Here is a 21,976-nt window from a genome sequence, read left to right as displayed (position 1 = left end):
GGGCGCACCCTGGAGCTTATTGTTTGTGGGCCAGGGTCCAATAAAATGTAGCACCTTGATTTACCACTGCATCGAACCAAATTTGCCCACCATGGCAGTGGATGATGCGTTGCACCGTCGAGAGGCCAATCCCGCTACCCGAAAAGTCTTCAGAATTGGTGAGTCGTTGGAAGGGCAAAAAGATCCGATCGGCTTGGTTCAGATCAAACCCAGCCCCATTGTCCCGGACAAAATAAATGGGCTGGTTGGGGGCAATGGTCTCTGCCGCATTTAGAGGTTCCCGACTCACATGGTTGAGGGTGGTTTTGCCGAACTCTATTTGGGCGTGATCTAGTGCCCCAGTATATTTCCAGGCATTTCCCAATACATTTTCGAGGGCAACCCAGAGCAGATGGGTATCCCCCTCTACACTAACTTGGGGTTCAATGACGAATTTGACATTTCGTTTGGGTTCTTGCTGCAGGAGCTGTCTAGCAATAGTTTGTACGGTAGAGCTTAAGTTAACCACCTGGGCCTGGATCGGGTTACGGCCTATATTCGATAGCTGTAGGAGCCCTTCTAGTAAGGTGGCCATGTGCCGCGTATAGTCTTGTATTGTGCCCAGATATTTTTGGAGTCTGGGGTCTTCATCCCCCATATAGGCTGTCAGCAAGGCGCAGCCTGTTTTAATCCCAGTTAAAGGATTGCGCAGATCATGGGAGACAGTATAGTTAAAGGCTTCGAGTTCAGTGTTGGCCGCTTCTAGCTCTAAAGACCGTTTACGAAGTTCTTTATTGACACGTTCTAATTCAATGGTTTTTTGCTTGAGAGCCAGCTCATTTTGTTGGCGTTCAATAGAATATCGAATGGCATGAATTAAGGAGCCTGGGGTCACTTGACCTTTCACTAAGAAATCTTGGGCACCTTGTTGAACGGCTTGCATGGCCACCGTCTCGTCATCTAAACCCGTGAACACCACAATCGGGACAATGGGACTTTGGGCCACTACTTTCTCTAAGGTGGTTAACCCATGACTGTCCGGCAAGGACAAATCCAGCAAAACAACGCCAAATTCTTTTTGGGTCAGAGTTTGCAAGGCATCCTCAAGCTTATCGACATGGGTGATTTCATATTGAAGTGCATCTTCGCTCCGCTTGACCCCCAACATGCCCTGAATCAAAAAGGCATCCCCAGGATTATCCTCAACCAGCAACACGCGGATAGTCCCATCTTCCTGGGGTGAAGATGTGGAGGAAAGTTTTCCCTCTTGTTCGGGTTTAGATCGCTTCGATTTGAGTGACTTGGCCATTATTTCCTAAGAGGAGGTAGACATTCCTTTATGAGTGGTGAATAGGTTTATTAATTACGTCCTTGCCATTGCAACCAAAAATCTTGAATATCCTGCGCTTTTCCAGCGAATTCATGAAAACTACTAGGCTTAGTGACATAATAATCTGCATTGAGCCGATAGCTTTCTTCAATATCCTCAGGGGCATTGGAGGTAGAAAGCACTATAACAGGGATGTGTTTTAATTTCTGGTCAGTTTTAATGTCTGCCAAGACCTCTTTTCCGTTCATAATCGGTAGGTTTAAATCAAGCAAAATCAATTGAGGGAAAGGAGCCTGCTCATAGGAACGCAGATTTCGCAGGAAATCCGTAGCAGATTTGCCATTGTCAACCCGATGCAACGTGTATTGCAGGGAGCTTGCTTCCAACATCCGAGTGATTAAAAATACATCGCCGGGGTTATCTTCTACGAGGAGAATGTCAATGGGATTCGTTTCCATCGAAACAACGGTTCAAAAATTGATAGACGATTGCCTTTTGAGTTGTATCTAGGTTGCACAATTCCCACTGAAATTTGCACAGTTGGCAAACAAAATCCTACTTTTGTCAGTCGCTTTACCTAAAAAAAAGAATTTTTTACCTCAACAGTCACTACAGCTTGCCGGAGTATTAATCTTCACACAAGCCCTAGGTTAATATTCGTCTGCCTCCTAGAATACTGCCCTTCAACTGGCAGATTCAATAGGCAATGTGAAGAAAAATGTTGAGCCTTGATCGACTTCTGACTCTACCCAGATTTTGCCACCTTGCTGATCAATTATTTTTTTGCAAATTGCTAAGCCAATGCCCGTACCGGAATATTCTTGGCGAGTATGTAAGCGCTGAAAGACCATAAACACCCGATCAGCATGTTTAGACTCAATCCCAATCCCATTGTCTTTCACCCAAAAAAGATAGTTTTTTCCCTGTTGTTGGTAGTTGATTTCAATGGCGGGGACTCGTTCTCCTCGATATTTCAGAGCATTGCCGATTAAATTTTGGAAGAGTTGAGTGAGTTGGCGGGGATTGGTTTGCAGTGTGGGCAAAGGGGAACAGTCTAGGGTTGCCCCACTTTCTTGGATAGAGAGCTGCAGATTTGCGATCGCACTTTCCACAATTTGATTGCAATCTACCGTTTCCAAGATTTTGGCCTGGGTACCGACCCGAGAATAGCTGAGTAAATCTTGGATGAGCTGCTGCATACGAGTCGCTCCGTCCACCGCAAAGCCAATAATTTGGTCGGCCTGCTCATCGAGCTGTCCCGCATAGTTTTGTCCCAATAACTGGGTAAAACTAGTCACCATGCGGAGGGGTTCCTGTAAATCATGGGAGGCCACGTAGGCAAACTGTTCTAGCTCTCTATTGGATCGTTCTAGCTCTTCATTTAGCTGTTGAAGTTCATGTTCGAAGTGCTTCCGCTCGGTGATATTGCGGGCGACCCAGACGACGGAGTCTTTTTGTTCGGTGACATTACGAGCCACCCAGACAACTGAGCTATCTAGAAGGGGGGAGACACTCGCGGTAAACCAGACGGGTTCTTCATCAATCATCAATTGATAATCAAAGTTGACGGTCTGCTGGGTTTTAATAGCTTCCTGAATAATGTGGGACCATTGTTGTTCAGGGTCTTGCCATAGCTCATTAATGGTGTAACTGATCAGCTCGGCATCTGGTTCACTGCCTTCACTGGAGCTGGTGGGAGCAACTTCGATATTGCTAATTTCTCCCTCATCAACATCACAGACAAACACTAAGTCTTTCATAGCCTCAAACACAGCCCGAATTTTGCCTTCTGAGCTGCGTAGCTTGGCTTCTAATAATTGGCGATCGCTGACCTGATTTTCTAATTCCTTGATTCGCTGTTGCAGGGTGGCGACATCATCGGAGAGAGGGGGCGATGAGGTTTGTTGGATGAGGGTGTCTGATGAGACGAGCCCTTGGAGATGGGACGCTTGATCCACGAGGGCAATGTAAGAACTGCCCTCAGTTTGCATGACTTGAGTGACTACTGCTAAGTCGTCGGCTTGGTCTAAAGGCAAGGTGGGCAGTGGGGCCATTACGGATTGGACTGCAGTTGCAGACAAGTCAAGTTCAGTGGCTAGGGCGGTAACTAGGGTGCGATCGCAAACCACACCCACAGGAACTTGTTCATCAACCACCACTAAGTAGTTGGCTTCCGCTTGATATAAAATTGCCACCGCATCTGCGATAGAAGTATCTGGTTGAGTCACCAAAGGCTCAAGAATCATCACTTGCATTTTTTGAGTAGGTCAATGCCTTATAGCATCTAGCTTTTTCTAGATCCGATACAAAAGGCAATCCGCATCGATACTAGCGTGAATCTCAAGGTCAAGGCTTCCTTCTCTCCACCCAAAATAGAAAATTTTGCCAAAACCCTTGACGAAGCCAAAAACCTGTGCGAGATTTGGTACTACAAACGTAGTATTTCATCCGCTTTGGATCGAACCCTTCAAATGAAACGCAGACTTACCTCAGCCAACCTCCATCGCCCCTCGCAACGTTCCGTTGCTGGTGCAGCGATGCAATTTGGCTTTGAGGCTTTGACAAACATAGTCTGCAGTCTCCCGGAAGGCAGAAATTGGGAAACCATTTTAGGTGGACTATATCAAGATCCAATCATCCAGAGCGGTAGGTGCGCCCCAGCACCGACATAACAGCAAGCCTTACCCAAACTTTGCTGAACCCCCGCTCTGACACCCAGAGCGGGGGTTCTTTTATTGAGGAGTGATCCATGACCGTTATCCAGCCTATTCTCCAAAACTCCGTGGTCGTCTTTTCTAAAGCCTACTTGCCCCTGGCCCGGATCAATATCAAGCGCGCCATTGTTCTTCTGATAACGGGTCAAGCTGAGTCTCTCGATTTTGGCAATACCCAGGTATGGGAAGTGCGATCGCCCAATCAGGTCTTGCAGGTATCGGAGCATATCCGCCTGCTGATGGGGAACCCAGGGCGGATGTGGAAAATCCCTCCCGTCAACCGCCGCGAGGTCCTTAAACGAGATCAGCATCGCTGCCAATATTGCGGTAGCCATCGCCGACTCACCTTGGATCACGTCATTCCCCGGTCTAAGGGTGGATTGCATACCTGGGACAACGTCGTCGCCGCCTGTGAGCCTTGTAATTCCTCAAAAAGCGACCGAACGCCAACCCAGGCAGGGATGACCTTGCAGACCAAACCCAAGGCCCCCATCCATCCGGCTGTTGCCTTTGCCGACCAGTTTTGGAAAAGCCAAGAAACCGCTACGCATTAAAGGCTGGGCCGCCCCAGTTCTCCGACTTTTACTCAGAATTTTTTGGAGACAGTCCACCATGCTGAAACTGATCTATACCGACTTGGGACTGCATATGGAATATGTAGGTGACTCTTTAGAAACCGTTGTTTCTCACCATGTTGTTCTCACCGTCCGTACAGGCCAAACCCTCCATGTTGAACTGGGACAGGCTTCTTTCCTACTCCCAGTGTTGACCCCTGGTTTGGGTGCTTTAGAAACGGCACTTCGCCAATATGACAAAACCCTAGAGATTGCTCGTGTGGATGCGGAATACGTCGAAGTTAACCTTTCTGGGACCTGGATGGCCCAGACGGCCCAAGCCCATGAGGGAATGTTCTTAGCTGCTTATGACTATGAGACTGAGTTAATTCTTCGTCGTCTTTGGCAGGCTGCTGATCAAGCCCTAACAACGGTAGTTGTGGATTAAGACCCTTGAGAGAGAGTATTTTGACTCATTCTATGGGTTTGCTCTCTCTCAAACTTAATTGCTCAAAAGAAAGTGAAAAAAATTTGTAGTATGCCCTTGACATTTCTGTAGTATATTTGTAGTATAAATGTAATGCAGTTGAAACGAGCTATTACAGCCCATCAACTTCTGAACCTTGAAAACTGAATATTTTCCACATTTGGGGGTGTAGCTCAGTTGGTCTAGAGCAGTCGCCTGTCGAGCGAAAGGTCGCGGGTTCAAATCCCGTCTCCCCCGTATAGTCTCGTGGACGATTAGATAAGTCGCTTTGGTTCTCAGCCAAGGAGAAGCGGGTGCAACTCCCGTCGAGACTTCTTTACCTGTCCAGGTCGCCAAGTGGTTGAAGGCGTCGGTCTGCAAAATCGATATCGTGGGTATCTCCTATCGGAGACGCTTCGCGAACGAATCCCATCCTGGACTCCAACTCTTGCGGGGATGGTGTAATGGCAACACCTCAGTCTCCAAAGCTGATGTTCTGGGTTCAAATCCTAGTCTCCGTGTTGCCTGAATTCACTTGAGTTCAGGCAGTTAATAAAGTGGTGTACGCAAATGGCTCAAGCGGCTTGGTTTTCACCCAAGTGATTGCGGCTACTCTCCGAGAAGTCGCTGTGCGCCTACAAATCCCGTCGCCACTCCCAAACATAGGTCGGCTCGCCTACTGGTGTGGGCAACTGCCTGTAAAGCAGCCGCTTATTGTGTTGCAGGTACCCTGCGGGAAGCCTCCGTCTACAATTCCTGCCCGACCTACCAGTTTGTATTACAAGTTGGCAGCTTGTAGTACTTATCACTCAGCAATAGCTTTTGGAGAGGTGGCTGAGTGGGGAAAAGCGCTCCCCTGCTAAGGGAGTACGGTTTAAGACCGTTGCAGGTTCGAATCCTGTCCTCTCCGTTTTGAGAACGTGGTGTAACTGGATAACATCTCAGGCTACGAACTTGAAGATTGAGGGTTCAAGTCCTTCCGTTCTCGCTTTAGACAACCCATCGGTTGTTTTGTCCCCCGGTAGCTCAGAGGTAGTAGCGCCTGTGTGTTGGCGCAGCCTACCCGAAGGGCTTAGTGCAGGAGGTCGCCAGTTTCTCATTCGGAGATGCTTCGCGACCAAAACCGACCTGGGGAGCTGTCGTTGCCCTGTAGCTCAGTGGTAGTAGCGGTCGCCTGTTAAGCGAACGGTCGCAGGTTCAATCCCTGCCGGGGCAGCCAATTCTTTGCCGAGTGGACGAATCGCAAGTCGCCTGACTCTGAATCAGGAGGGTGTAGGTGCGAATCCTACCTCGGCATCTATCTTTTATTGTCCTGTGGTGTAACTGGCAACACTTCGCTCTTTGACAGCGAAATTCTAGGTTCGAATCCTGGTGGGACAGTTGGAGGCCGTTGAAACAAAACCTATCGCCTGGGTCTATTCACGCCTCCTTTTACTACTCCTGTGGCGCAATTGGCAGACGCAACTGTCTTAAACACAGTTTGTTGTGGGTTCGACTCCCACCAGGAGTATCGGGAATAGGGTGAGTTCACCCCTTGTTTCCGTTAACCTGTCAGGCCTGCCTGATTTCTCAATTTACTCCTGTAGCCCAATTGGAAGAGGCGCTGGTCTCAAAAACTAGAGGTTGTGGGTTCGATTCCCACCAGGAGTACTAGAAATTTAAAGAACTCATCTTTGAATTTCTAACTCTAAATTCCTTTTATACTCCTGTAGCCCAACCGGAAGAGGCGCTGGTTTTAGAAACCAGAGGTTGTGGGTTCGACTCCCACCAGGAGTATTGTGCTCCCGTGGCGAAATTGGTAAACGCCTCTGTTTGAGAGACAGAGTTTTTGCAGGTTCAACTCCTGTCGGGAGTACCAGATATCCGGGTGTAGCGCAGTTTGGTAGCGCGCCTGGTTTGGGACCAGGATGTCGCAGGTTCAAATCCTGCCACCCGGACTAAGCCCCTAATAGATCGTGGAGGGGCCTTCCTCTCCATCGATCTGCTAGGGAACTATGAAGCTGATATAGCTCAAAAGACTAATGAGCCGTTGGCAGAGCGAATATGCAGCCGCCTTTTAAGCGGATAGATCTAGGTAGCTCCTTCGGAGCCGCTTCGCGTATATCCCCTAGGCGGCCCACCAGGGTTGTTAGCTCAGCTGGCAGAGCAGCCGCCTCTTACGCAGAAGCGCGTAGGTTTCTCCTATCGGAGACGCTTCGCGAACGAAGCCTACACAGCCCATCATCCAATTTGGGGTGAAAAAGCCAGAATATCTGGCATTGATTTCGTTGATATTAGTCAGCCAATTGAGGAGTGACGTGATGACTGTGATTGTAATGGAGGTAAAAAACGTCGAGAAGCATCCGAATGCTGACTCACTCAAAGTGTATACGATGCAATCTCCTGGATCTCCTCCTACTCAGGTAATTGCAAATTTGGAACGAACCTATGAGGTCGGTGATCTAGTTTTGGTTGCCCAGGTAAATTCCGTTCTCAAAGACGGCACCAAAATCAAAGCAACTAAATTGCGAGGCATCGTCTCTTATGGAATGGCACTGGGTAAAACTGAATTACCAATGGGTCAAGATGTATCCAAGACCTATTGCCAACAGTCCGTTGTCCAGTCGGTGCAAATGCAGCGATGGCCGAGTGTGGAACTCCTGCATAATGTTCGACGCAGCTTAATAGTGTTGGAAGCCACTCCGGTGGTGACCTATCGAGCAAAAATCAAGCTGGATGGAACCAATGCCGGGGTGCAAATCTTCACGGATGGTCGAGTGGCTGCTCAAAGTCGTTCCCAGATCATCACACCAGACGATGACAATATGGGATTTGCCCACTGGGTCAGTCAACATATGGATTACTTCACTGCGTTGGCAGATCACGAGCACATCACGATCTTCGGAGAATGGTGTGGTCAGGGAATTCAAAAGCGGACTTCTATTTCCCAAATTGATCGCAGAATCTTTACGGTGTTTGCAATCCAGTATGGCGGAGTAGAAAATGAAGTTGCTAAGTTGGAGGTTAATCCAGCTCCGATTTCCCAGCTTTTACCATCCCATCCAGATATTTTTGTCTTACCTTTTTTGGGTGAGCCATTGACCTTGGATTTTGGCAACCGAGACCAATTGGAATCAGCCGCCAATTCTATCAACCAGTTTGTGTCTGAAGTTGAGCAAATTGACCCTTGGGTTAAAGCGACCTTCGGAATTGAAGGATTGGGGGAAGGACTGGTTCTCTATCCTCAAAGCCAAACCCGGGTGGATCGACTGACCTATCCTGAGCTGATGTTTAAGGCCAAAGGCGAAAAACATCAGGTGGTCAAAACTAAACAACCGGTGCAACTAGACCCTGAATTCGTTAAGAGTATTGATGAATTTGTGGCGTTGATGGTGACTCCCGCTCGCTTGGAGCAAGGGTTAACCGAGAGTTGCCAGGGGCCATTGGATATGAAGCAGTTGGGTGGATTCTTGAAGTGGCTGGCTCAGGATGTCCAAAAAGAAAGCAAAGCTGAATTAGAAACAGCACAGCTGGCTTGGAAGGATGTCAATAAAGCGGTTACTAATGCTGGGAAGTCTTGGTTTCGCGATCGCATCCTGTCTTTCTCTGACATTGCTCAGTAGGCAGGTGGTCACTATCGCTCCTATGGGAGTTGATCATTGGCCACCTCCCAACCTCAATTTCCGGGTGAAAGCCAGCTCATGATTGCTTGCGAGTCAAGATGGAAGTCTAATGGTCAAATCCAACACCAGTACAATCGTCCAAGAATTTTGTGATTGCACGTTACCAAAATCAGCGTGGACTCATGAAGCTCATTTGCGGGTAGGACTCTGGCATCTGATGCACTATTCCTCTCAAACAGCGTTAAATCTGCTTCGGGAGTGTATTCAACGGTACAACATTGTGTGTGGTGTGGTGAACACGGAGACTTCGGGCTATCACGAGACCATCACGCAATTTTATCTGAAAGTGATTATTTATTTCCTTGAACAGCATGATGTCTCACAGCCCATCGATCAACTAGCTGAGACTTTGATAGAAGAGTGGGGTGAACGCCATCTCCCCTTGATCTACTACTCGAAGGATCGGTTGATGTCGAAGGCAGCCAGACAGTGTTGGGTGGAGCCAGATCTGGCTCAAATGCCAGGAGTATAGGTTCACGGTAGGTATGAGTTTTGCGATCGCAAATCATCCTCCACCCCCTAAAACAACTCCAAAATTGGCAACCACTCTGGAGCAATATAATATCCCAACACTCATAGCGGAGATGGAGCAAGAGGGGCTCGGCAGTTTCATAAGCTGCACATCCGTGAGTGCAACTCTCACCTCCGCTACCAAATACCAAAACTTGAGCTGGTGTAGCTCAATGGCTTGAGCAATTGTCTTGTAACAATAGGTTGCAGGTTTCTCCTTCGGAGACGCTTCGCGAACAACTCCTGTCACCAGCTTGTTCCATTATTTAGGTACAGAATGATGATATTTCTCACAAGGGAATTCCCTAAGGGGCTAATCCATGAATGCTCGAATCGAAATTGTCCAAACTGATATCACAACCCTTAAGGTAGATGCGATTGTCAATGCAGCTAATGAGTCATTGCTTGGCGGGGGTGGAGTCGATGGAGCAATTCATCGCGCAGCCGGGCCACAACTTTTGGCAGAATGCCGAATGCTTAAAGGCTGTAAAACAGGCCATGTCAAACTCACGAAAGGATATCAACTGCCAGCCAAGTATGTGATTCACACCGTTGGTCCTATTTGGCGAGGTGGGGGAGCGAATGAGGCGATTTTGTTGCAAGCCTGCTATCAACGCAGTTTAGAATTAGCAGTTGGCAATGGGATTCAAGCCATAGCCTTTCCTGCCATTAGTTGCGGAGTCTATGGCTATCCGATAGACCAATCCTGTCAGATCGCCTTTGAAACGACCCTCAATTTCTTGCAGGCAAACCAATCCATAACCAAAGTTATCTTTGCCTGCTTTGGCGACTTGATTTATAACACCTACCTAAAAATAGCTGAACAGCCTAATCAATAGGTGTGAAATCATTTAGGTGCATAAAACCTAAAAGATGAGACTGATCAGAGTTTTGTGTAAGCGGTCTAGAATCCAAACACACCAGGAGACCGCATCATGTCTAGAAAGAAACAAGTACCCAATCGAGTTGATGAGCTATTGGATGAACTCATTGGAGAGAATCCACAGCCAGAGGATATTCTGGGCGAATCAGGACTGCTCAAACAACTCAGCAAACGCCTAGTGGAACGAGCCTTGGCAGGTGAATTGACTCATCACCTGCATCAATCCTCCGTCGATGAGCGTTCTCATGGCCCTAGAAACAGTCGCAATGGTTACTCGAAAAAGACCGTCCAGACTGAACAAGGAGAGATGGACCTATCGATTCCTCGCGACCGTTGCAGTGAGTTTGAGCCTGTCCTCGTGCCCAAAGGCCAGCGACGTATCGCGGGACTCGACGAGAAAATCATCGCCTTATATGCTCGTGGCATGACCACTCGTGATATTCGAGTCTCAATTGGTGGAGCTGTATGGGGCCAATATCTCTGAGGGTCTGATTAGTGACGTCACCAATAGTGTCATGGAGGAGGTTAAAGACTGGCGCTCAAGACCATTGGATGAGGTGTATCCGATTGTCTATCTCGATGCCCTGTATGTGAACATCAAAGTCAATGGCCAAGTCAGCAAGCGAGCCGTCTATGTCGCGCTAGCGGTAACTGTGGAGGGAAACAAAGAGCTGTTGGGATTATGGATAGGGGCTGCCGAGCGGGAGGGAGCAAAATTCTGGCTTTCAGTGCTCACAGACCTTAAAAACCGAGGCGCTCAGGATATCTTGATTGCTTGCTGTGATGGTCTCAAAGGCTTTCCCCAGGCGATTGAATCGGTCTATCCCGATACTCAAGTTCAAGTTTGTATCGTTCATCTCATTCGCAATAGTTTGCGCCATGTGCCTTGGAAGGAAAGTCGAGCCGTAGCTGCAGACCTCAAGCCCATTTATCAAGCGGCCACTTTGGAGGAATCTGAGGCTGCCTTGGATGCGTTTGCCAACAAATGGGACCAGACGTATCCTGGCATCAGCCAAATCTGGATACGGCATTGGGATAATATTGCTCCGTTGTTTAAGTACCCAATGGCCATCCGAAAGGTTATCTACACCACTAATGCCATTGAGTCGCTCAATCGCTCACTGCGAAAGGTGATTAAGACCAAAGCTGTCTTCCCGAATGAAGAGTCTGTCTACAAATTGATGTTTCTGGCGATGAGGAATATCTCGAAGAGATGGACCAGACCGATTTTGAATTGGAAGGCGGCGCTGTCCCATTTTGCTATTCTGTTCCCAACACGATTCAACTATTGAATACGTTACGGCTTACACAAAAATCTAAACACTCTCGTTGGACAGGCTGTTCGTCCATACAAATCACCGGACAACTTGGGTCATAAGGCTGAGCATACACTTCCAGCACTTCTTCCATCTGAGCAACGAACTCTCCATCTGCTTCAGGCGGAATCACCCAGTACTCAATCTTGCGGTTGGTCATCCCGTTTTTTTCAGAGTCTGACGAACCGTTTCATGACTGACAGATTCTACGATACCCAGTTCCACAACTTTGCGGGCCAGCAAGCGCAATGACCAATTCCCATAGCCCTTAGGAGGGCTGCCTAATCGCATGGCAATGACTTGAGCTTCCTGCTCACCATCGAGTAACTTATACCAATTAACACCTAAGAGTGTAATTTTGATTATTTGCTAAGCCAACTCAGTATTGGGTTTCACGAGTTTGAGAGTTACGCCTTCAAGCACAGCTTGGTATTACTGCGAGGTGCTCTGACACGTTGGGCACCGTTAAGGGTTTCCTCACATCCTCTCTCTACAAGACGTTTACGGATGTTCTCAACTGTTTTAACTCGACAAGAATAAGCATCTGAAATGCGTTCATCGGTCCAATTTGGCCCGTCGGCATTTGCTTTCAAAAGAATTTGAGCACGTCGTACTTTTTGGCTGCTGCCCTTGAGCTTTTTGATGACGGCTTGCAGATGCTTCTGCTCATCTTCACTCAGTCGGACAATATATTTTTTCGGCATAGGGATAGGTATTTTCTCGGTCTGACTGCAATACTGCCACCATTGTTACCTACCCTAATCTTTTAGCTTGACGCTGCACTAGTGCCAAAAATCTGAATCAAACTTTCTGAAAATCTTCTAAATTGTATTCAAAAAATACACCCTGGGGATAAAAATGATTGATATAAATTATCTATTGGAATTTATAGAAATTTAGCAAATAATAACTAAATCTCTTTGTTTATTAATTGTCAAATTATTTGTTTTATGCATTAGTCTTCAAGATTTGTCCAAATTCTTAATACCTTGAGATGGTAGTGGCGAGTGTTTGATAATTTGAGAAAAGCGAGTTTATTTCGTTTCTATAAAGTCAATTGCTTGAAGAAAAATGATTTTTGGTATCACATCCTTCCAAAATTTATGATGTGATTAGTTTAATGGCTGTTTTATAAACCTTGTTAACAATATATTTTTCAAGATAATTGCAATAGTGAATTTAAGATATTTTGTTTTAAAATATGAGATTATAAAGCCCAGATTAAAAACTATTTTTTGGATATTGAAATAAAATTTTTTATGCTCAAAAAAAGTGAATGTTTTGATTTGAATTACTTTGATAATCTACCATCATTTATAAAAAATTTAATTTTATGTTTTATTGTTTTGGCATAAATATATGACTTATACAAGTGTTTTAGTTTTGATAGACATGAATAACGAAGATACTTTTAGCAGCTTAAGTGGCTTTGGATTTGTGGGTTTTGATGCCGATAGCGATCGAAGGCATGAATAATTTACAGCTTGTGATCAATTAACATATCGCTTTCATTGTTGAGAATATTTAGTCAGATAATCTAACTACTCTCTTTCCGCTTCAAGATTGCATATGACTAGCAGCTCAAAAACATTCACCATGCAAGGATTATGCAAGTTGGCCACCCTATTCATTCTTTTGTCGGAATAAGAGTAGTAGTTTTTTGAATTTTAATAAAAACAAAATAATTTTAATTCTATTAATGCAAGAACAAAAAGCTTTAAAATTTTATACTCTCTCTAGATTTTTTTGAGATTTTCTGTTAATGAAATATGCTTCTATTAACATTTTAATGACTCATATAAATAGTAAAAAATAGGAGTAGCATGGATTTATTTCAAGGCATACAAGACAAAATTGATACTCGAATCAATGCGAGAGATGAATATGAAACCAGAGTTGCTTCAAAAAAACTTATTCTTGATGTGGGTGGAAGAAACCATCAATCCAAAAGCTATATGAGATTGAATCAATTATCATCTAACTCAGAGACAAAAATAATCTCGACTGACATTGTAGAAGATTACCAACCAGATGTTGTTGATGATATTTGTGACTCTCACCTAGAGTCAGACAGTTACGATGCGATTTATTGTGATGCAATTTTAGAACATGTGAAAGATTACGAAGCAGCAGTCCGGAATATTTATAGGCTTTTAAAGCCAGGTGGAGAAGTTTTTATTTATGTACCTTTTTCTTATTGCTTTCATGATCTAATGGATTACCATCGCTTCACCTTTTCTGAAGTAGATCGAATTCTTGAAGCTTTTAGCGAGCATAAAATATTTTTGCCGGATGGTAATGGTTATGGTGGCGTATTTTGGTTAGTCCTAACGTTCTTTCAGATCGAAAGATTTCCTAAGTTGTGGAATTTTCTATCTATGGCCATCAATCTTTTGCTGACTATCCCTATAACCTTTAAATTCATTCAGCAGAAGAATAGTGATAGAAAGCCAAATGTCTCATTTCAAGACTATCGATTTTACTATACACATCTGCTTCTCAACCATGGCTTTTGTGGATGGGCTATGAAATAAATTGTATTCAAAAGATATTTTCTAAGCCACTTTCTTCTCTTCAGGAAGAACTAAATTAAGCCCCTTGGCATCCCATTCAATACCGATTGTGCTTGATCTGATTTGCAAGACGTCGTGGGTAGCATCCCATAGCCCTTGACTCTTCTGATTCTTTTTGTGTCGAGCGTTACTGGTGGTGCCGATATGAGTTTCTGCAGCCTGACTAATAGGGGAGAGATCGCCTTGATGCCAAGATTTAACAAGAAGAAACTATTGCTCTGAAGTTTCTCTGGGTAAGGGTTTAGCCGGTGGTGTAATGTTGCGATCGCACAAGAATCGATCCACTCGATCCAAAAAGGCCATATCTTCCTTGGGAAAGCTCACTGAGATGGGTTGTTTTTTAGCAAACCACCCTCGTTTAGGAGGTGGTAAAGGCCTCAAAAAGTCAAAAGCCTGACTAAATTTCTGGGGCGTGGTCATAACAGGCGCATCTAAATGGCAGGGAATAATGCGACGAAAATTCCATTGAGCCACTCGATCAGCCCACTGGAGTACCACCTCTGGATTGCGATTAAAAATCAGTTTTCGCAGAATGGGTGCCACAATCGGATTTCCATCTTGGCGGAATGCATCGAAGGCTCTCTTCCAATCTGGATTCCACTGTACGGGAAATAAGCCAAAATAAGCTTTCTTGGATCGATCAGGGGCTTTCCGGGCATCCTTAAAAGTTTGTTTTGTATTCACAACGTCTAACACGCTCGGCTGGAAATAGAAGGCGAATAGGGCCATACGTTGCCACCCTTTGCGCCGGACCGTTGGCGTATCTTCAACTACGTCAAAGGCATTATCTTTGGCATGGAATAGCATCGGATAGGGGGCAAACTGTAACACCTGGGGTGGGTTCACGGGAATAGAAACAATGGAGTCTGTTACTAGCAAAGTTTTGGATTGTTTATGAAAAAGAGCGACTTCTTCAAATGGACCTAGGCCCAAATCCACGGGACCTAAAATGGCATAGTCAAATTCATCGGCAAAGGGAGTATCTGCACTATTGGCTGGTAGTTCTTGGGTTTGGCGACGAGACAGCCCCAGCCAACTCAAGGGGATATTGAGTGGAAACGTCCATTGGCTAGGTGAGACAAAAACCTGGGCCTGTGGAAACCACTTAGAGAAAGGCCCCGTAAACACCTTATGCTCAATCCCAGAAGCAGTCGGCAAGATAATGTATTTAATCTCACCGTGCTGTTCAATCAGATCTTTGACTAGACGGATACATTCCCGTGTGGGGGCAACCGGCGCATAAACCAATAACCCTCCAGCAGCTAATTTAATGACTGTCATCCGCACGGGGATAATCACATAAAGAATGCCCTGGAGCTGCTCAAAAGTCCAAATTTTTCCTTTGATGATCTCTCGGCAGAGGGTGCGACGTTGACTATAGGGGTACAGGGGGACAAATGGCCAATAGGGCCATGACCAATCCCTAGAGCGTTGGGGTTGTTTGGGTTCTGATTGATTCTGTTCGCTTCTTTGGGTTGTTGCCACTGCCACGCATCCACACTTCAATAATTGAGAGAAAGAGATAATCTTCACCTCAATTTAAGAGTGTAGACAAATCCCTGGCTAAAATGTTTGGCGTAAATGAATATTCTTTGGGGCAGACTAGTCAGCAATCCTATCTAAACAGACGTCCTCTGTCTTCAGAAGCTACGACTGCGGCCAATTTAGGGAAGGGTTGATAATCTGATTTTGCTCCTGCGCCGGTAGAAATGAGCCAGGTAACAAATTGGGCCAAGAATTTGACAGCCAAAATAGGGTAACCATGAGCATGACAATCATCGTGGCGTGACTAAATACGACGAGGGTCTTGAACTGACTATCCATAATTTGGACTCTCTCTGTAATGCTAAAGGTAGGCTGCCTACGTAGCGATATGAGTCTACAGTGCCACAGAGAGATTCTGAACGGTCATTTCTTTATATAAATCAAAGAAAAAAGGCCCCAAAAGTAGATTTTAGAGCCATTAGCAGGTGATATCTGCATTAGAGGATTTATAGAAGCTTGCGCCCCTATGCCTATATATCGGTTGGCTCTGAAGCTTTTACGCAAATTTCGGGAAAGATTTAGGAAAAAAACTGGATTCATATTCGAAAACCCTGACACCAAAAGGATTTCATGAGATAAAAAAATATTGACATGAACCCATAATCAGTTCCTTTTCTCTGTTGCTCACTCATGGAGCGCTACACCGAGAGCATTCAAGGTAGGATCGAAGCCATTAGCGTTCAATCTCTGTCACCATGGCCAAGCGTGCTTCTTCCTCAGCATCTGATCAAGCTTCTGCTCCAGAGGATCAGGACTTTACGAATTCCATGCGCATTGTCGGTGGAGTCGGCTGGTCCAGTGTCATGACTCTAATCATTGGTATTGTCTTAGTGCTGATTCCTCAATATCCGAGACCCTGGTTATGGTATGTCATCCCTTTATGGGGTGTGTTATCGGGATTGGGGGTCTTTTTACAATGGTCCGTTGCCAGAGGTCCTTGCCCTAAGTGTCGTGTTGTCCAATCCGTACCGCCAACCTTGAAACGCTGCCCTAACTGTCGCAGCTATCTCAAGGCAGTGGATCGAAAAATCGTCAAAGTGGGCTAGAACAGCTCCCATTCGGGAGAAGATAGCATTTTGAGCTGTTGAATCCGCTGACTAAAATAACTATCGTCTAAACGGCAATTGTCGTGGACCTTGGCTGATTTCAACCCAATAGACCATTGCCAAATGTGGGCCGCTTGAGAAAACGGCTGAATCGAGTCTTCTTCCTTGGGTGTAACCGCTTGAACGGTTTGATAGCCCTCTAGAAAAGAGTTGCGCACTTTCTTTTGCATGCCAGTGCGGGCCGACACATGTAAAAACTTAGCGAGTTCGAAGGCCCGCCAACCGTAGCCACATTGATCAAAGTCAAATAAGGTGACTTGATTGTCGTCGGTGAAATGAACATTGCCACTATGGGGATCGCCCCAGCACACGCTCCAAAACGGCGGATCTTTGGGCATGCCTTGCAATTTGTTTTTAATTTCGGAAATGATTTCGATCAGGTATTCACGATCTTTAGGGCGTTGCTGGAGAAAGGGTGCGATCGCATCTAAGGAATCGTCCAATAAATAATCAAGGGTTAAAGGCTGTCGATGGGCCTGACTGTGAAAATCGGTGGCCACCTGATGGAGTCGACCGATGGTTTCTCCTAGTTTTTGGCCTTGGGTATGACTCAAATCTCCTAAGGGAACCTGGCCTGGTGCAAAATCAAATAAAGCCGCATACCGTTTTCCTTCAGGTGCTGCGATCTCGATAGATAGTTGACCGTCTAGGGTGTGTAATGGACGGGCAACCGGGATGTCCCTTTGTTGCAAAAAAACCAATAATTCCAACTCAAAATCAATTTCTGATTTGGTTCGCCAATGGGCATGGGACACCCTGAGCACAAATGATTGAACCGCAGTTTCAACTAAGTAGACATCACTCAAACCACGGTGCCATAACTTGCAATGGGTAATATCTTTGATCTGAAAATGAGGCAGAATCCTAGATACCAAAGCATCACAAGCAAGGGTTGAGTAGGTGACGGGAAAAAAGGGTGAGGTCATGATCAAGGGTGGGACATCCCTATCGAATCAACTACACATCAAGCTGATGGTTAGAATGCCCTCATAGTTCTACGAAAGTAGCGAAGGACAAAACATCAAGCAGAACTTGAGCTTAGGAGTAAAACAAGTTGCTTTTATCCTTCGCTAAATCAGAAGAGAAAACAGTGTTAGCTGCTACAACTTATGAAAACTCAAACTGAATAACTGGTGAAAATAATATCAATCTTTAACAAGAGGATAAACAGTGTTCCGCTGTGGCATTGCCTAGGCCATGTGTTTTGAAGCTGTGTCCTTATTTATCTTTTTTGGGGAAGACTCAACTTAGAGAACGACAGATGTAATTTTTCTAAATATTTTAAGACTATGGCTTGGCTTCGAAACAGATATTGGTTATGTGTGATTGCGAGTAGCTTACTGATTAGCTGTTCAGGATCTAAGACCGTGCAGCAATCTCCAAAACCTAATGTAAATTCTCCGGTGCCTGAGAGTTCGCCGAATTCCCAGTCTCCTCAACCTTCCCCTAAGGTGTCTCCTCAGCCCACCACGGCAGCAAAACCAACCTCTCAAACTAGCCCAGCGGTTCAAAAGCCTGTATCTGCACCTCCTAAAGCCAAGGTGAAGCTCTCACCTGCACCTAAGGTGGAGCTGTCGAAATCAGACAAAAAGCTGGTAAGCAAAGTCCACAAAGAAGTGCAAAAAAAAGGAGCTGTTGCGAAACAAGATTCGGGGCAAACCTATTTGGATAATGTGCTGCAATCGCAACAGGCTGAGAAGTTAGTAACAGGCCGATTCACCACGAATTTGCAGAAATTGGAATCTGATTCCCCCAAAGATAGCGGTGAATTTCAACTGCAGGTTTTAGAGGCCAATGAGAATAAGGCAATCGTGGCTGCGATCGCAAAACAAAACGGTATCTTCAGCTACACAGGTGCGGTCTATGCTCAAGACGCAAGCATTCCCGTTTCCGCCATTTGCAAATCGAATGAGCCCACTAAAACTCCTCCGGGTACTCCAAAGCTAACAGGCTCTACAATCGTTTGTGCTCAAGGCTCCACAGTAGTTGAATAGGAACGTTCTCTCAGATAGGAAGTCTTCATAGTGGATCAATACTAATCCACTATCCGTGAGGGGGAGCATCCATAAGAGAGCAGGATTTCCTATGAATCGACCGCCACACGGGGATCGATCTATGGCAAGCTAGGGGGTGGAGCGATACTGCTCCTTGAGTTTCCTTATCGTGGCCTTAATCCTTTCACCATGCAGACTTTATCAACCTCTGTCAAAGAAACTGACGAGCAGTCCACCCCAGTCACAACTTCAATTATTCGACGCAAGACTCGCCCTGTTCCCGTTGGGGATGTGATGATTGGTGGAAACCACCCTGTGGTGGTTCAGTCCATGATCAATGAAGACACCCTAGACATTGATGGCTCCGTAGCTGCCATCCGTCGTCTGCATGAGTTGGGCTGTGAAATTGTTCGGGTGACCGTGCCGAGCATGGCCCATGCCAAAGCCCTAGCCACAATCAGGGAAAAATTAACGGCAACCTACCAGACCGTCCCCCTCGTTGCAGATGTGCACCATAACGGCATGAAAATTGCCCTAGAGGTGGCCAAGCATGTTGATAAAGTGCGGATCAATCCGGGCCTGTATGTGTTTGAGAAAGCCAAGGATGATCGGACAGAATTTTCGCAATCCGAATTTGAAGATATCGGCGATAAAATTCGCGAAACCCTGGAACCTCTCGTGATTTCCTTGCGAGACCAAAACAAGGCTATGCGCATTGGGGTCAACCACGGCTCCCTCGCAGAGCGGATGCTATTCACCTACGGGGATACTCCTGAAGGCATGGTGGAATCAGCACTAGAGTTTATTCGCATCTGCCAGTCCTTAAATTTCAACAATCTCGTCATCTCCATGAAAGCGTCTCGGGTGCCCGTGATGCTAGCTGCCTATCGTCTGATGGCCCAGCGTATGGATGCGCTGGGAATGGATTACCCCCTGCATTTAGGCGTGACGGAAGCTGGGGATGGCGAATATGGACGGATCAAATCTACAGCCGGGATTGCGACCCTGTTGGCAGATGGGATTGGAGATACGCTCCGAGTTTCGCTGACAGAATCTCCTGAAAAAGAAATTCCCGTTTGCTACAGTATTTTGCAAGCCTTGGGCCTTCGCAAAACCATGGTGGAATATGTGGCTTGTCCCTCCTGTGGACGAACTCTTTTCAACTTGGAAGATGTTCTACATCAAGTGCGATCCGCAACGAACCACCTTACAGGTCTAGATATTGCCGTTATGGGCTGTATCGTCAATGGTCCTGGTGAGATGGCTGATGCAGACTACGGCTATGTCGGTAAACAGCCTGGCTACATTTCACTTTATCGGGGTAGAGAAGAAGTGAAAAAGGTACCAGAGACTGAAGGCGTTGAAGAATTAATCAACCTCATCAAATCTGATGGTCGTTGGGTTGATCCTGAATAGTCCTTCACGAAAACGGCTGCCTAAAGCTGAGTCTGTTGTTGCCCCACAAACGGCGCACCTGTATCAAATTTAAATAGATCTCCTGTCCCGCCGTCGAGAATTAAGGTGAGACGGTATTTGCGATCGCTAACCGTATCAAACCGAGAATTCAATCCCGGAGCTACTTCCTCAGTCCATCCGGCCTGAATGGGTTCAACTTTGCCGGTTTTGCGATTAAGGCGTTGTAACCCCGTAATCTCGCTCTCGCCAAAATCAAACTCGACGGTGAGTTGTTGGCGCGTTTGCTCGATCGAATGTTTCTTACCTGCTAGTCCATTCGTAAGCATAAAATATTGTTGATTGGTGGCTGGACCGTCAAAGCTTTCTCGTAAAGGCTTGAAATACCCCACCAGCACATCGCCATTGCGTCCACCATATAAAGTACCTAGATTTTTGACGTCTAGTCGAGTCATATAAGGGTCAGCTTTGGCATCCCAATGAGAGATATCAGGGGCGATTAAATCTGCTAGTGTCGGAGGTCTGGGAACTATTCGCACATCTGTACTGAGTAATCGAACCAAAGTGGGTCCTAAATTGAGGCTTTGCTGGTTGATTTCGGCGATATGCTGGAAGGCTGGCGTGGGATCTTTGCCAAAGGGTTGATTGAAGAATGGAGCGTTTAATTTCCCTCCAACATCACTGGTGCCATTGTAGGTAAAGACATTAAGGAGTTTGAATCCCAGTGTCAGAGCTGCGAATTGTTGCTGGCTCAGTTCGGATTCAGATGGGAAGCGAGTCCATGTCCCTACCCCAGTAGCAGACCCTTTGAAGGTTTGAATCCATAATCCGTAGGGAATGGGGCGACGCCCTGTACCATCATTGCCAGCCAAGGCTAATCGGCGATAGCGGATCATAGCGTAATAAAGTTGAGCGGGACGCCCCCCTTGGTTGCCCAAATCATTCCAAATCCCGTAAGGATAGGTATCTTGCATCAGCAAGTCGGGCTGGATGCGACGCATATAGCGCTGGATAGTTAGGTCACGCGTACTGCCAAAACCACCAAAGCGTTCATCACCATGCTGATTGGTATATAAGAGGGTGTTTGGGAGTAGCGGTCGGTAATGCTTGATCCAGGTTTCCAGTTCTTGAAGTTCACTTTCTTCGTTAATATCTTGTTCGTCTTTATATTGCCAACTGACGAGATTCTTAATTTGCCCTGACTGAAAGAGTCGATCTGGTAGACTTTGGGTCGGATCTTTAGGATTGCCTCGCCACGTGGACCAAGACTTTTTGCCGGCGATCGACTCGGGTAGAGCCAATAGCTCGCCGCCCACATCAAGGGTAGTAAAGTGGCTAGCCTCCCAATTTTGCCAAAGCTCAGGATCATTTTCTTTTCCTTTGGTGGTGAACCCAATGGTCAGCGCGTTCAGCTGTAGCCCTCTTTGGATCAGAATTCGATGCCCTCGATCAAGGGTTTGCAGCTGTTCTGGAGCTGCGATCGCATCCCCGCAACCTGCCACCATCACCCCCAACATCAAACCACAGCTCTTGAGGAGAAATGCCCGTGGGGATAGAGGTTTCAATCTGCCGGGACTGAACCAAAATTTTTTTCGGCAGGAGATTACGATTGGCATATTTCCCATCAGTGAGGTGACCATACGGTATCAAACCACTCCGAATGATACCCAAGAGCGATCGCATCCTCCCACATATTTAGAATCACGCAAAATCTTCAACATCCTACCTTGTGAACTTGCACTTATAGGTTAGGGAACCTATGGTGGCAAAATTCATCAATAAGCTTAGTTTTTGCTCATCATCAAAGAATTTTAAGGCAATCGTAGAATTGGCGGGATAGGGGTGAGGGACTTTATGATAGGAAGACTAAGACGGATCTTCTGGGGGTAACGGCAGATTCGTGATCAAAACGGACCTTTTAGATTAGTCCC

The 21,976-nt window shown here is 46.1% G+C and carries 19 protein-coding genes, 16 tRNA genes and 1 pseudogene; 27 read left to right on the top strand and 9 right to left on the bottom strand.

The genetic code is table 11. The features are described 5' to 3' along the window. Positions 1 to 16: 16 nt before the first annotated feature. The 3 genes from HRE53_RS00800 to HRE53_RS00790 all read right to left on the bottom strand — a co-directional run bounded on the left by HRE53_RS00800 (position 17) and on the right by HRE53_RS00790 (position 3,555). Positions 17 to 1,288: a response regulator gene (locus tag HRE53_RS00800; RefSeq protein ID WP_212661767.1), complete on the bottom strand. Its 1,272-nt coding sequence runs from the start codon at positions 1,286 to 1,288 to the stop codon at positions 17 to 19. 50 nt (positions 1,289 to 1,338) lie between these two features. Continuing rightward, a complete protein-coding gene (locus HRE53_RS00795; RefSeq protein ID WP_212661766.1) occupies positions 1,339 to 1,767 on the bottom strand; it encodes a response regulator in 429 nt (142 codons plus the stop codon). A gap of 225 nt (positions 1,768 to 1,992) precedes the next feature. Next, a complete protein-coding gene (locus tag HRE53_RS00790) occupies positions 1,993 to 3,555 on the bottom strand; it encodes an ATP-binding protein (RefSeq protein WP_235108713.1) in 1,563 nt (520 codons plus the stop codon). A gap of 87 nt (positions 3,556 to 3,642) precedes the next feature. Here HRE53_RS00790 and HRE53_RS00785 point away from each other — a divergent pair, with 87 nt between their 5' ends. The 23 genes and pseudogenes from HRE53_RS00785 to HRE53_RS00675 all read left to right on the top strand — a co-directional run bounded on the left by HRE53_RS00785 (position 3,643) and on the right by HRE53_RS00675 (position 11,390). Next, positions 3,643 to 3,981: a hypothetical protein gene (locus HRE53_RS00785; RefSeq protein WP_235108712.1), complete on the top strand. Its 339-nt coding sequence runs from the start codon at positions 3,643 to 3,645 to the stop codon at positions 3,979 to 3,981. Positions 3,982 to 4,058: 77 nt separating this feature from the next. Beyond that, positions 4,059 to 4,577: an HNH endonuclease gene (locus HRE53_RS00780; RefSeq protein WP_235108711.1), complete on the top strand. Its 519-nt coding sequence runs from the start codon at positions 4,059 to 4,061 to the stop codon at positions 4,575 to 4,577. Beyond that, positions 4,534 to 5,025: an alr0857 family protein gene (locus tag HRE53_RS00775; protein WP_235111305.1), complete on the top strand. Its 492-nt coding sequence runs from the start codon at positions 4,534 to 4,536 to the stop codon at positions 5,023 to 5,025. Before HRE53_RS00780 ends, HRE53_RS00775 begins: the two co-directional genes overlap by 44 nt. Positions 5,026 to 5,226: 201 nt before the next feature. Continuing rightward, a tRNA-Asp gene (locus HRE53_RS00770) sits at positions 5,227 to 5,301 on the top strand. Between the two features lie 85 nt (positions 5,302 to 5,386). Further along, a tRNA-Cys gene (locus HRE53_RS00765) sits at positions 5,387 to 5,487 on the top strand. A gap of 6 nt (positions 5,488 to 5,493) precedes the next feature. Next, positions 5,494 to 5,564, top strand: a tRNA-Trp gene (locus HRE53_RS00760). Between the two features lie 143 nt (positions 5,565 to 5,707). Further along, positions 5,708 to 5,814 (top strand) — tRNA-Tyr (locus tag HRE53_RS00755). Positions 5,815 to 5,867: 53 nt separating this feature from the next. Next, positions 5,868 to 5,953 (top strand) — tRNA-Ser (locus tag HRE53_RS00750). Positions 5,954 to 5,957: 4 nt separating this feature from the next. After that, positions 5,958 to 6,031, top strand: a tRNA-Arg gene (locus HRE53_RS00745). Between the two features lie 155 nt (positions 6,032 to 6,186). Further along, positions 6,187 to 6,262, top strand: a tRNA-Asn gene (locus HRE53_RS00740). A 6-nt stretch (positions 6,263 to 6,268) separates the two neighbouring features. Then, a tRNA-Gln gene (locus tag HRE53_RS00735) sits at positions 6,269 to 6,340 on the top strand. A gap of 11 nt (positions 6,341 to 6,351) precedes the next feature. Beyond that, positions 6,352 to 6,423, top strand: a tRNA-Gln gene (locus HRE53_RS00730). A 56-nt stretch (positions 6,424 to 6,479) separates the two neighbouring features. After that, a tRNA-Leu gene (locus HRE53_RS00725) sits at positions 6,480 to 6,553 on the top strand. 66 nt (positions 6,554 to 6,619) lie between these two features. Beyond that, a tRNA-Leu gene (locus HRE53_RS00720) sits at positions 6,620 to 6,693 on the top strand. 52 nt (positions 6,694 to 6,745) lie between these two features. After that, positions 6,746 to 6,819: transfer RNA gene (locus HRE53_RS00715), tRNA-Leu, on the top strand. 4 nt (positions 6,820 to 6,823) lie between these two features. Further along, a tRNA-Leu gene (locus HRE53_RS00710) sits at positions 6,824 to 6,901 on the top strand. A gap of 5 nt (positions 6,902 to 6,906) precedes the next feature. Then, positions 6,907 to 6,980: transfer RNA gene (locus HRE53_RS00705), tRNA-Pro, on the top strand. 363 nt (positions 6,981 to 7,343) lie between these two features. Beyond that, positions 7,344 to 8,645 carry an RNA ligase family protein gene (locus tag HRE53_RS00700; protein ID WP_235108710.1) on the top strand — a complete coding sequence of 434 codons (1,302 nt, stop codon included), beginning with the start codon at positions 7,344 to 7,346 and terminating at the stop codon, positions 8,643 to 8,645. A 109-nt stretch (positions 8,646 to 8,754) separates the two neighbouring features. Beyond that, positions 8,755 to 9,177 carry a hypothetical protein gene (locus HRE53_RS00695; protein ID WP_212661761.1) on the top strand — a complete coding sequence of 141 codons (423 nt, stop codon included), beginning with the start codon at positions 8,755 to 8,757 and terminating at the stop codon, positions 9,175 to 9,177. 105 nt (positions 9,178 to 9,282) lie between these two features. Continuing rightward, positions 9,283 to 9,359 (top strand) — tRNA-Met (locus HRE53_RS00690). A gap of 15 nt (positions 9,360 to 9,374) precedes the next feature. Next, a tRNA-OTHER gene (locus HRE53_RS00685) sits at positions 9,375 to 9,470 on the top strand. A gap of 65 nt (positions 9,471 to 9,535) precedes the next feature. Further along, a complete protein-coding gene (locus tag HRE53_RS00680; protein ID WP_235108709.1) occupies positions 9,536 to 10,054 on the top strand; it encodes an O-acetyl-ADP-ribose deacetylase in 519 nt (172 codons plus the stop codon). 96 nt (positions 10,055 to 10,150) lie between these two features. Continuing rightward, positions 10,151 to 11,390 (top strand): annotated as a pseudogene (locus HRE53_RS00675) (IS256 family transposase). On the opposite strand, the gene HRE53_RS00670 reads toward HRE53_RS00675, so the two are convergent. The 3 genes from HRE53_RS00670 to HRE53_RS00660 are packed head-to-tail and all read right to left on the bottom strand — an operon-like array spanning position 11,380 to position 12,118. Continuing rightward, positions 11,380 to 11,574 carry a hypothetical protein gene (locus tag HRE53_RS00670; protein ID WP_235108708.1) on the bottom strand — a complete coding sequence of 65 codons (195 nt, stop codon included), beginning with the start codon at positions 11,572 to 11,574 and terminating at the stop codon, positions 11,380 to 11,382. The pseudogene HRE53_RS00675 and the gene HRE53_RS00670 overlap by 11 nt on opposite strands. Further along, positions 11,571 to 11,771: a helix-turn-helix domain-containing protein gene (locus tag HRE53_RS00665; protein WP_255801503.1), complete on the bottom strand. Its 201-nt coding sequence runs from the start codon at positions 11,769 to 11,771 to the stop codon at positions 11,571 to 11,573. The genes HRE53_RS00670 and HRE53_RS00665 overlap by 4 nt, the downstream gene beginning before the upstream one ends. A 50-nt stretch (positions 11,772 to 11,821) precedes the next feature. Then, entirely contained in the window at positions 11,822 to 12,118 is a 297-nt protein-coding gene (locus HRE53_RS00660; protein WP_235108706.1) for a helix-turn-helix domain-containing protein, read from the bottom strand. Between the two features lie 1,119 nt (positions 12,119 to 13,237). Here HRE53_RS00660 and HRE53_RS00655 point away from each other — a divergent pair. After that, positions 13,238 to 13,948 (top strand): methyltransferase domain-containing protein, encoded by a 711-nt coding sequence (locus HRE53_RS00655; protein WP_235108705.1) that lies wholly within the window; start codon positions 13,238 to 13,240, stop codon positions 13,946 to 13,948. Positions 13,949 to 14,197: 249 nt separating this feature from the next. Here HRE53_RS00655 and HRE53_RS00650 read toward each other — a convergent pair whose 3' ends face one another. Next, positions 14,198 to 15,472 (bottom strand): DUF4336 domain-containing protein, encoded by a 1,275-nt coding sequence (locus HRE53_RS00650; RefSeq protein WP_235108704.1) that lies wholly within the window; start codon positions 15,470 to 15,472, stop codon positions 14,198 to 14,200. 755 nt (positions 15,473 to 16,227) lie between these two features. Here HRE53_RS00650 and HRE53_RS00645 point away from each other — a divergent pair. Then, positions 16,228 to 16,578, top strand: a complete 351-nt coding sequence (locus HRE53_RS00645; protein ID WP_235108703.1) for a hypothetical protein — start codon at positions 16,228 to 16,230, stop codon at positions 16,576 to 16,578. On the opposite strand, the gene HRE53_RS00640 is transcribed toward HRE53_RS00645, so the two are convergent. Further along, complete coding sequence (locus HRE53_RS00640; RefSeq protein WP_235108702.1) at positions 16,575 to 17,564, bottom strand: phosphotransferase enzyme family protein; 990 nt, start codon at positions 17,562 to 17,564, stop codon at positions 16,575 to 16,577. The genes HRE53_RS00645 and HRE53_RS00640 overlap by 4 nt on opposite strands. 441 nt (positions 17,565 to 18,005) lie before the next feature. Here HRE53_RS00640 and HRE53_RS00635 point away from each other — a divergent pair, with 441 nt between their 5' ends. Beyond that, the gene (locus tag HRE53_RS00635) at positions 18,006 to 18,632 is read left to right on the top strand and encodes a type IV pilin-like G/H family protein (protein ID WP_235108701.1); all 627 of its coding nucleotides are present in this window, start codon (positions 18,006 to 18,008) and stop codon (positions 18,630 to 18,632) included. 189 nt (positions 18,633 to 18,821) lie between these two features. After that, on the top strand, positions 18,822 to 20,048 hold the full coding sequence (ispG, locus tag HRE53_RS00630; RefSeq protein WP_212661756.1) for a (E)-4-hydroxy-3-methylbut-2-enyl-diphosphate synthase: 1,227 nt from the start codon (positions 18,822 to 18,824) through the stop codon (positions 20,046 to 20,048). 20 nt (positions 20,049 to 20,068) lie between these two features. Here ispG and HRE53_RS00625 read toward each other — a convergent pair whose 3' ends face one another. Next, complete coding sequence (locus tag HRE53_RS00625) at positions 20,069 to 21,610, bottom strand: hypothetical protein (RefSeq protein ID WP_235108700.1); 1,542 nt, start codon at positions 21,608 to 21,610, stop codon at positions 20,069 to 20,071. Between the last annotated feature and the right edge of the window lie 366 nt (positions 21,611 to 21,976).

It is taken from the genome of Acaryochloris sp. 'Moss Beach' (assembly GCF_021497025.1).
GTDB lineage: Bacteria > Cyanobacteriota > Cyanobacteriia > Thermosynechococcales > Thermosynechococcaceae > Acaryochloris > Acaryochloris marina_A.
This window is presented reverse-complemented; position numbering and strand designations above follow the sequence as displayed.

Coding starts and splice junctions, on each gene's coding strand:
- HRE53_RS00800 (WP_212661767.1), bottom strand. CDS start 1,288: ATGGCCAAGTCACTCAAATCGAAGCGATCTAAACCCGAACAAGAGGGA.
- HRE53_RS00795 (WP_212661766.1), bottom strand. CDS start 1,767: ATGGAAACGAATCCCATTGACATTCTCCTCGTAGAAGATAACCCCGGC.
- HRE53_RS00790 (WP_235108713.1), bottom strand. CDS start 3,555: ATGATTCTTGAGCCTTTGGTGACTCAACCAGATACTTCTATCGCAGAT.
- HRE53_RS00780 (WP_235108711.1), top strand. CDS start 4,059: ATGACCGTTATCCAGCCTATTCTCCAAAACTCCGTGGTCGTCTTTTCT.
- HRE53_RS00700 (WP_235108710.1), top strand. CDS start 7,344: ATGACTGTGATTGTAATGGAGGTAAAAAACGTCGAGAAGCATCCGAAT.
- HRE53_RS00695 (WP_212661761.1), top strand. CDS start 8,755: ATGGTCAAATCCAACACCAGTACAATCGTCCAAGAATTTTGTGATTGC.
- HRE53_RS00680 (WP_235108709.1), top strand. CDS start 9,536: ATGAATGCTCGAATCGAAATTGTCCAAACTGATATCACAACCCTTAAG.
- HRE53_RS00670 (WP_235108708.1), bottom strand. CDS start 11,574: ATGACCAACCGCAAGATTGAGTACTGGGTGATTCCGCCTGAAGCAGAT.
- HRE53_RS00660 (WP_235108706.1), bottom strand. CDS start 12,118: ATGCCGAAAAAATATATTGTCCGACTGAGTGAAGATGAGCAGAAGCAT.
- HRE53_RS00655 (WP_235108705.1), top strand. CDS start 13,238: ATGGATTTATTTCAAGGCATACAAGACAAAATTGATACTCGAATCAAT.
- HRE53_RS00645 (WP_235108703.1), top strand. CDS start 16,228: ATGGCCAAGCGTGCTTCTTCCTCAGCATCTGATCAAGCTTCTGCTCCA.
- HRE53_RS00640 (WP_235108702.1), bottom strand. CDS start 17,564: ATGACCTCACCCTTTTTTCCCGTCACCTACTCAACCCTTGCTTGTGAT.
- ispG (WP_212661756.1), top strand. CDS start 18,822: ATGCAGACTTTATCAACCTCTGTCAAAGAAACTGACGAGCAGTCCACC.